Source organism: Blastomonas sp. CCH1-A6 (assembly GCF_001556365.1).
GTDB lineage: Bacteria > Pseudomonadota > Alphaproteobacteria > Sphingomonadales > Sphingomonadaceae > Blastomonas > Blastomonas ursincola.
On record NZ_LSIS01000011.1, the window covers coordinates 1 to 5,612 of the forward strand.

The window sequence follows — 5,612 nt, forward strand, 5'->3', positions numbered from 1 at the left end:
AGGCATCGACCGCGAAGATGGTCAGCGCCTCGGCGCGCTCCTCGAACCGGCGGATACGCAAATCGCCCTTGCGGATGCGCAGCCGTTTCGGCGCGTCGGCCGCCTCCTGCTGGCGGCGGATTTCCTGCCAGGGCACCGCCGCGCGCAGCGTATCGATCAGCGCCAGCCTGGCCCCGCCGCGCGGCAGGCCGGGGCGCGCACCAAGCGGTTTCCCACGCAGCTGCGAGGCGCGCTTGCGCCCTGCCCCGCCTGCCCCTGTGGCACGGCGTGCGCTCCGCCCCTCGCCGATCCGCGCGAGCACGTCCTTGGGGATCGAAGCGAGTGCAGCGGCGAGGATGAGATCATCGAGCGCATCGGGATCATGCTGTTCCTGCTCGCTCTCGGCATCGCCCGGCGGAGGTTCGTCCTCGGCTTCGGGCGGCGGGGGCGGCTCTTCGGCCTGTTGCGGCATCCGTGTGGCGCGCGGGCCCAGAATCGCGCGCGCGGCGAAGGCGAGGTCGTCTTCAGTGGCGTCATCGCGTCCGTTCCACTGCGCGTGCAGGCGGGTGGCGGTTAGCGCGAAGAGCAGCGCGCGCGCGGAGTCCACACCCAGAGCGAGCGAGAGATTGGCGAGGCTCGCAACAACCTTCCCCCCTCCGTTTGTCCCGAGCGTGTCGAGGGACGTATCGCAACCGTCCGAGATCACGTCCCTCGACTTCGCTCGGGACAAACGGGAAGGGTCATTGTCTTGGCTTTCGACTGACTTGGTTGACACAACCCCCTCGCACCAGAAGCCCACCCGCTCGGTCAGCGCCACAGGAGGCGCCTCGTCCTCGCCACCATCGTCGAGCAGCACCAGCGCGAAGCCAGCGCCCGCATCCATCGCCTGCGCGATCCGACCCGCGACCAGCGCGGACATCCGCTCGGCCATCGGCACGACCAGCAGGCCGCCCGCCGCCTCGTGCAGCAGTCCCGTCTGCTCGATCCGGTGACCCGCCGCCAGCGAGGCGGCGACATCGAGCCCGCCGCACAGCCGTTCCTCGTCGATATGCACCGGCACGCGGCGCACCGGACGGCCCTGGAAGGCGCCCATCAGCAGCGCCAGTGCCGCCTCGCGCTCTGGCCCCGCGCCACGCAGCCAGATGCCGCCCAGCCGGGCGGGCGCAGCGGCCAGCAACCGGGCCGCCGTCAGCGTGTCGGTCATCCGAAAAGCTCGGTCAGCGCCCGGTCGATGCGCGCGGTCGATCCCGTCTCGTCGAGCACGTCGCGGCGCAGCCGGTGGCGCAACGCCATCGGCGCGATCGCGCGCAGATGCTTGCGTTCGGCCGATTTCGCGCCCTCGAGCGCGGCATAGGCGCGGGCCGCGCGCATGAGCGTGAGTTCGCCGCGCAGGCCATCGGCCCCCACCGCGATGCACAGGCTGGCAGCATCCTGCAGCGTTTCATCGGGCATCGCGACCTTGGGCAGCGCCTTCTTGCCCTTGGCAATGCGCTTGACGATCTTGGCATCGGCCTCGGCCCAGTCTGCGGCGAATGCGGCGCCATCGCGTTCCTGCGCATCGCAGCGGCGCATGATCTCGATACGCTGTTCGATATCCTGCGGCGTCTTCACCTCGACCGACAGGCCGAACCGGTCGAGCAGCTGCGGGCGCAGTTCGCCCTCTTCCGGGTTGCCGCTGCCGATCAGCACGAATTTCGCCGGATGCCGGACCGACAGCCCCTCGCGCTCGACCAGGTTCTCGCCCGATTGCGCGACATCGAGGAGCAGGTCGACCAGATGGTCCTCGAGCAGATTGATCTCGTCGATATACAGGTATCCGCGATGCGCGCGGGCGAGCAGCCCCGGCTCGAACGCCTTCTCGCCACGCCCCAATGCGCGTTCGAGATCGAGCGCGCCGAGCACCCGGTCCTCGGTCGCGCCCAGCGGCAGGTCGACGAAGGGCACCGGCACCTTGGCGGTCTTGCGCGCGCCGCATTGGTCGGGGCAGCGATCCGCCTCATCGGGCGCGCAATTGTAGCGGCACCCGGCAATCGCCACCATCGGCGGCAGCAGCGCGGACAGCGCCCTTGCGGCGGTGGACTTGCCGGTGCCGCGATCGCCGAACACCATAACCCCGCCTATGCGCGGATCGACCGCGCTGATCAGCAAGGCACGCTTCATTTCGTCCTGGCCGACGATGGCAGAAAAGGGAAAGGCCATGGCCCATGTCTAACACATCGGACGGCCATCACAAGCAAAGTGTCAGGCTAGGTTGACGGTTGTTACCAGAACGAAATCCTCCCCCAGCTTGCTGGGGGAGGATTGAAGAGGATGTCAGCGCGAGCTGGCCAGCCGCTTGCGCAGGGTTTCCAGCGCGGATTTCTTGATCTGGCAGACGCGCGCGGCGGTGATGCCGAGCACCAGGCCGATTTCGTCGAGGTTCATCTCCTCGATATAATGCAGCTGCAGGATGAGCTGCTCGCGCTCCTTGAGCGTGCCGATGCTGGCATTGAGCAGCTGCTTGAGATTGTCCGCCTCCATCCGGGTTTCGGCGGAATCCTCGGAATCGGCAAACCACATCGAATGTTCGGAATAGACCTCGTCCATCGATTCGAACTTCACGTCCTGCGCCGCGTCCGAGCGCATGCGGAATTCGGCGGCGTCCATGCCCATCGCAGCGGCCAGCTCGGCTTCGGTCGGGTTGCGGCCCAGTTCGCGCACCAGCTTCTCGCTCGCCCGGCGCAACTGCTTGCGGAAGTCCATCGCCGACCGGCACATGTTGCTGTTGGCGCGCAGATGATCGATCAGCGCGCCGCGGATCCGCATGCTGGCATAGGTGGCAAAGCCGTGCCCGCGATCCTCGTAGTTGTTCGCCGCCTCGACCAGCGCGACCATGCCGATCTGGACCAGGTCCTCGATCTCTATCACCCCCGGTGCCATGCCGCGCACGTGCCAGGCGAGCTTGCGGACCAGCGGCAGATGCGCCTCGATCAGCTTGCCGGGCGGCACGGCGGCAGGCTTGCGGCCGTAGGTGATCGTCTCGATGGGAAGATGCTGCATGTCAGGTGTCCAGCTTCATGAGAATGTTCGGGATCGGCGTCTGCATCAGCCGCGCGAGAAGGAATGTTCGGCCTGGGGCGTGCGGTAGCCCGCCTGTCCGCCGACAGTGGCGACCACCTCGACCGGCTTGTCGTCGGGCAGTTCGCGGAACGAGAGCACCGGCGTATCGGGGAAGCGCGGGCGCAGGAGATCGGCGAGCGGCTTGCGCGCCTGGGGCGAGGTGACCAGCGCATAGTTGCGCTGTTCGAGCATCAGCGGGCGCGCCGCCTGTTCGATCGCGCCCAGGATGCGCTGCGCCAGCCCCGGTTCGATCGGGAAGGCAGCGTCGCCTGCGACGCGCAGCGACTGGGCGAGCAGCGTCTCGAGCTCGGCATCGAGCGTCACCACCGGCAGCGGCAGGTTCACCGGCACCAGCGACTGGATGATGATCGATCCGATCCGCTGGCGCACGCCCTCGACGATCTGCGCCACGGTGGTGCCTTCGGCCGCCGCCTCGACCATCGCCGAGCAGATGCGGCGGAAGTCCTTGAGCGGCACGCCCTCGCGCAGCAGCTCGCGGCAGACGGCGGAGATGGTGAACAGTGACAGCGGCTGCGGGGTGAGGCCCTCGACCAGCTGAGGCGAATTTTCCTTGAGCGTTTCGAGCAGCTTCTTGGTCTCGTCCATGCCGAACAGCTGCGCGGCATTGAGGCGGACCATCTGGTTGAGATGCGTCGCCATGACGGTGGCAGCATCGACCACGGTATAGCCCGCGACGATCGCCTCGGCGCGCTTGTCGGCGCTGATCCACACCGCATCCATGCCGAAGGTCGGGTCCTTGCAGGCGCGGCCTTCGATCGGCGTGTCGATATCGCCGCTGTCGAGCGCGAGCAGATCGTCGGGCCAGATCTCGTCCTCGGCGACGATCGTGCCGCCGATGGTGATGCGATAGCTGTTGGCGGGCAGCGCCATGTCGTCCTTGATGCGAACCAGCGGGATGACGAAGCCCAGTTCCTTCGAGATCTGCTTGCGGATGCCGGTGACGCGGCGCATCAGCGGCGCGTCGCGGCGCTCGTCGACCAGCGGCACCAGGCCAAAGCCGACATCGATGCCCAGCATCGCGCCATCGGACACGTCTTCCCATTCGATGGCATTGGGGTTTTCGGGCGCTGCGGGGGCGACGTTCTCGACCACGGGCGGCTTGGGACGCGACAGCTTCCACGCGATGAACCCGGCAGCGGCGGCAGCGGGCAGGATGATGAGATGCGGCATGCCGGGCAGCACGCCCATGATGCCCAGGATCACCGCGACCGGCGTCCAGGCCTTGGCGATGGCGAACTGGCCCGAGATCTGGCCGGGCAGGTCCTGCGCCGAATTGACGCGGGTGACGATCGACGCGGCGGCGATCGACAGCAGCAGCGCGGGCACCTGCGCGACCAGCGCGTCGCCGATCGCCAGCATGGTATAGTTGGAGGCGGCTTCGGCAATGCCCAGGCCATGGCTTGCCATGCCCAGGATGATGCCGCCGACGATATTGACCACCAGGATCAGCACGCCCGCGACCGCGTCGCCCTTCACGAACTTGGACGCACCGTCCATCGACCCGTAGAAGTCGGCTTCGGTCGCGACTTCGGCGCGGCGGGCCTTGGCTTCCTCGGGCGTCATCAGGCCGGCGTTCAGGTCGGCATCGATCGCCATCTGCTTGCCGGGCATCGCATCCAGGGTGAAGCGCGCCGACACTTCGGACACGCGGCCCGCGCCCTTGGTGATGACGACCAGATTGATGATCATCAGGATGGCGAAGACGAAGATGCCGACGACATAGTCGCCGCCGATCAGCAGGCTGCCGAACGCCTCGATGACGTGACCTGCGGCCGCGCCGCCCTCATGCCCGTGCACCAGCACCACGCGGGTCGAGGCAACGTTGAGGCCCAGACGCAGCAGCGTCGCGAACAGCAGCACGGTGGGGAAGCTCGAGAAATCGAGCGGCTTGGTGACATTCAGCGCCACCATCAGCACCGCAAGGCTGATCATGATGTTGAAGATGAAGCCGATGTCGAGCACCATCGCGGGAACGGGCAGCACCAGGAACACCACCAGCAACAAGGTGGCGAGCGGCAGGATCGAGCCGCGCGACATGGCGAGGATATTGGCAAGCTTGCCGGAAGCAGGGTTCATCTAGGTCAGGCTCCCATCGCGGCGAGCAGCATGTAGGCCAGCCGCGCATTGTCGTTTCCGCCGATGCTGGCGGTCATTTCGGGTCGGGCGGCGCGCGCGCTGGCGAGCCGGACGTAATCGGCAGGCTGGACCTGCGGCAGATCATTGCCATCGCGCGGCAAGCGGCTGCCGCCGGCGGCTGCCGCCCCGCCGAGCTTGTCGGCAAAGCGGGTACGGATCTCGGCAAAGCTGCGCGGCGCGCCCGAGCGATCGTAGAAGATCGAGCGGTTGGCCCCGGCGGCGCGCGCGAACATCGGCGCGGCTGCGGCATCGGGATTGGCATCGTGCGCGGCGAGGAACTGGCGGGCACCTTCGGGGCCCAGGAAATGCGCGAGATACAGGTCCACCGGCGCAGCGCTGCGGCCGAGCGAGGATTCGAGATACTGGCGGTTGTCGGA

4 protein-coding genes and 1 pseudogene are annotated in these 5,612 nt (G+C 67.7%); all 5 read right to left on the reverse strand.

Annotated features, from left to right (window positions below; all coding sequences use genetic code 11):
• A partial coding sequence (locus AX735_RS00350) for a magnesium chelatase (RefSeq protein ID WP_066274118.1) occupies positions 1-1,183 on the reverse strand: 1,183 nt, incomplete at its 3' end.
• Entirely contained in the window at positions 1,180-2,178 is a 999-nt protein-coding gene (gene bchI, locus AX735_RS00355) for a magnesium chelatase ATPase subunit I (protein WP_066274120.1), read from the reverse strand. The genes AX735_RS00350 and bchI, both read right to left, overlap by 4 nt.
• 114 nt (positions 2,179-2,292) lie before the next feature.
• Entirely contained in the window at positions 2,293-3,018 is a 726-nt protein-coding gene (locus AX735_RS00360; RefSeq protein ID WP_060978495.1) for a sigma-70 family RNA polymerase sigma factor, read from the reverse strand.
• Positions 3,019-3,063: 45 nt separating this feature from the next.
• On the reverse strand, positions 3,064-5,175 hold the full coding sequence (gene flhA, locus AX735_RS00365) for a flagellar biosynthesis protein FlhA (RefSeq protein WP_066274121.1): 2,112 nt from the start codon (positions 5,173-5,175) through the stop codon (positions 3,064-3,066).
• Positions 5,176-5,180: 5 nt separating this feature from the next.
• Positions 5,181-5,612 (reverse strand): annotated as a pseudogene (locus AX735_RS25480) (lytic transglycosylase domain-containing protein); the annotation flags it as partial.

Bases quoted from the DNA above. Each gene is read 5' to 3' on its own strand.
- bchI (WP_066274120.1), bottom strand. From the start codon at position 2,178: ATGGCCTTTCCCTTTTCTGCCATCGTCGGCCAGGACGAAATGAAGCGT.
- AX735_RS00360 (WP_060978495.1), bottom strand. From the start codon at position 3,018: ATGCAGCATCTTCCCATCGAGACGATCACCTACGGCCGCAAGCCTGCC.
- flhA (WP_066274121.1), bottom strand. From the start codon at position 5,175: ATGAACCCTGCTTCCGGCAAGCTTGCCAATATCCTCGCCATGTCGCGC.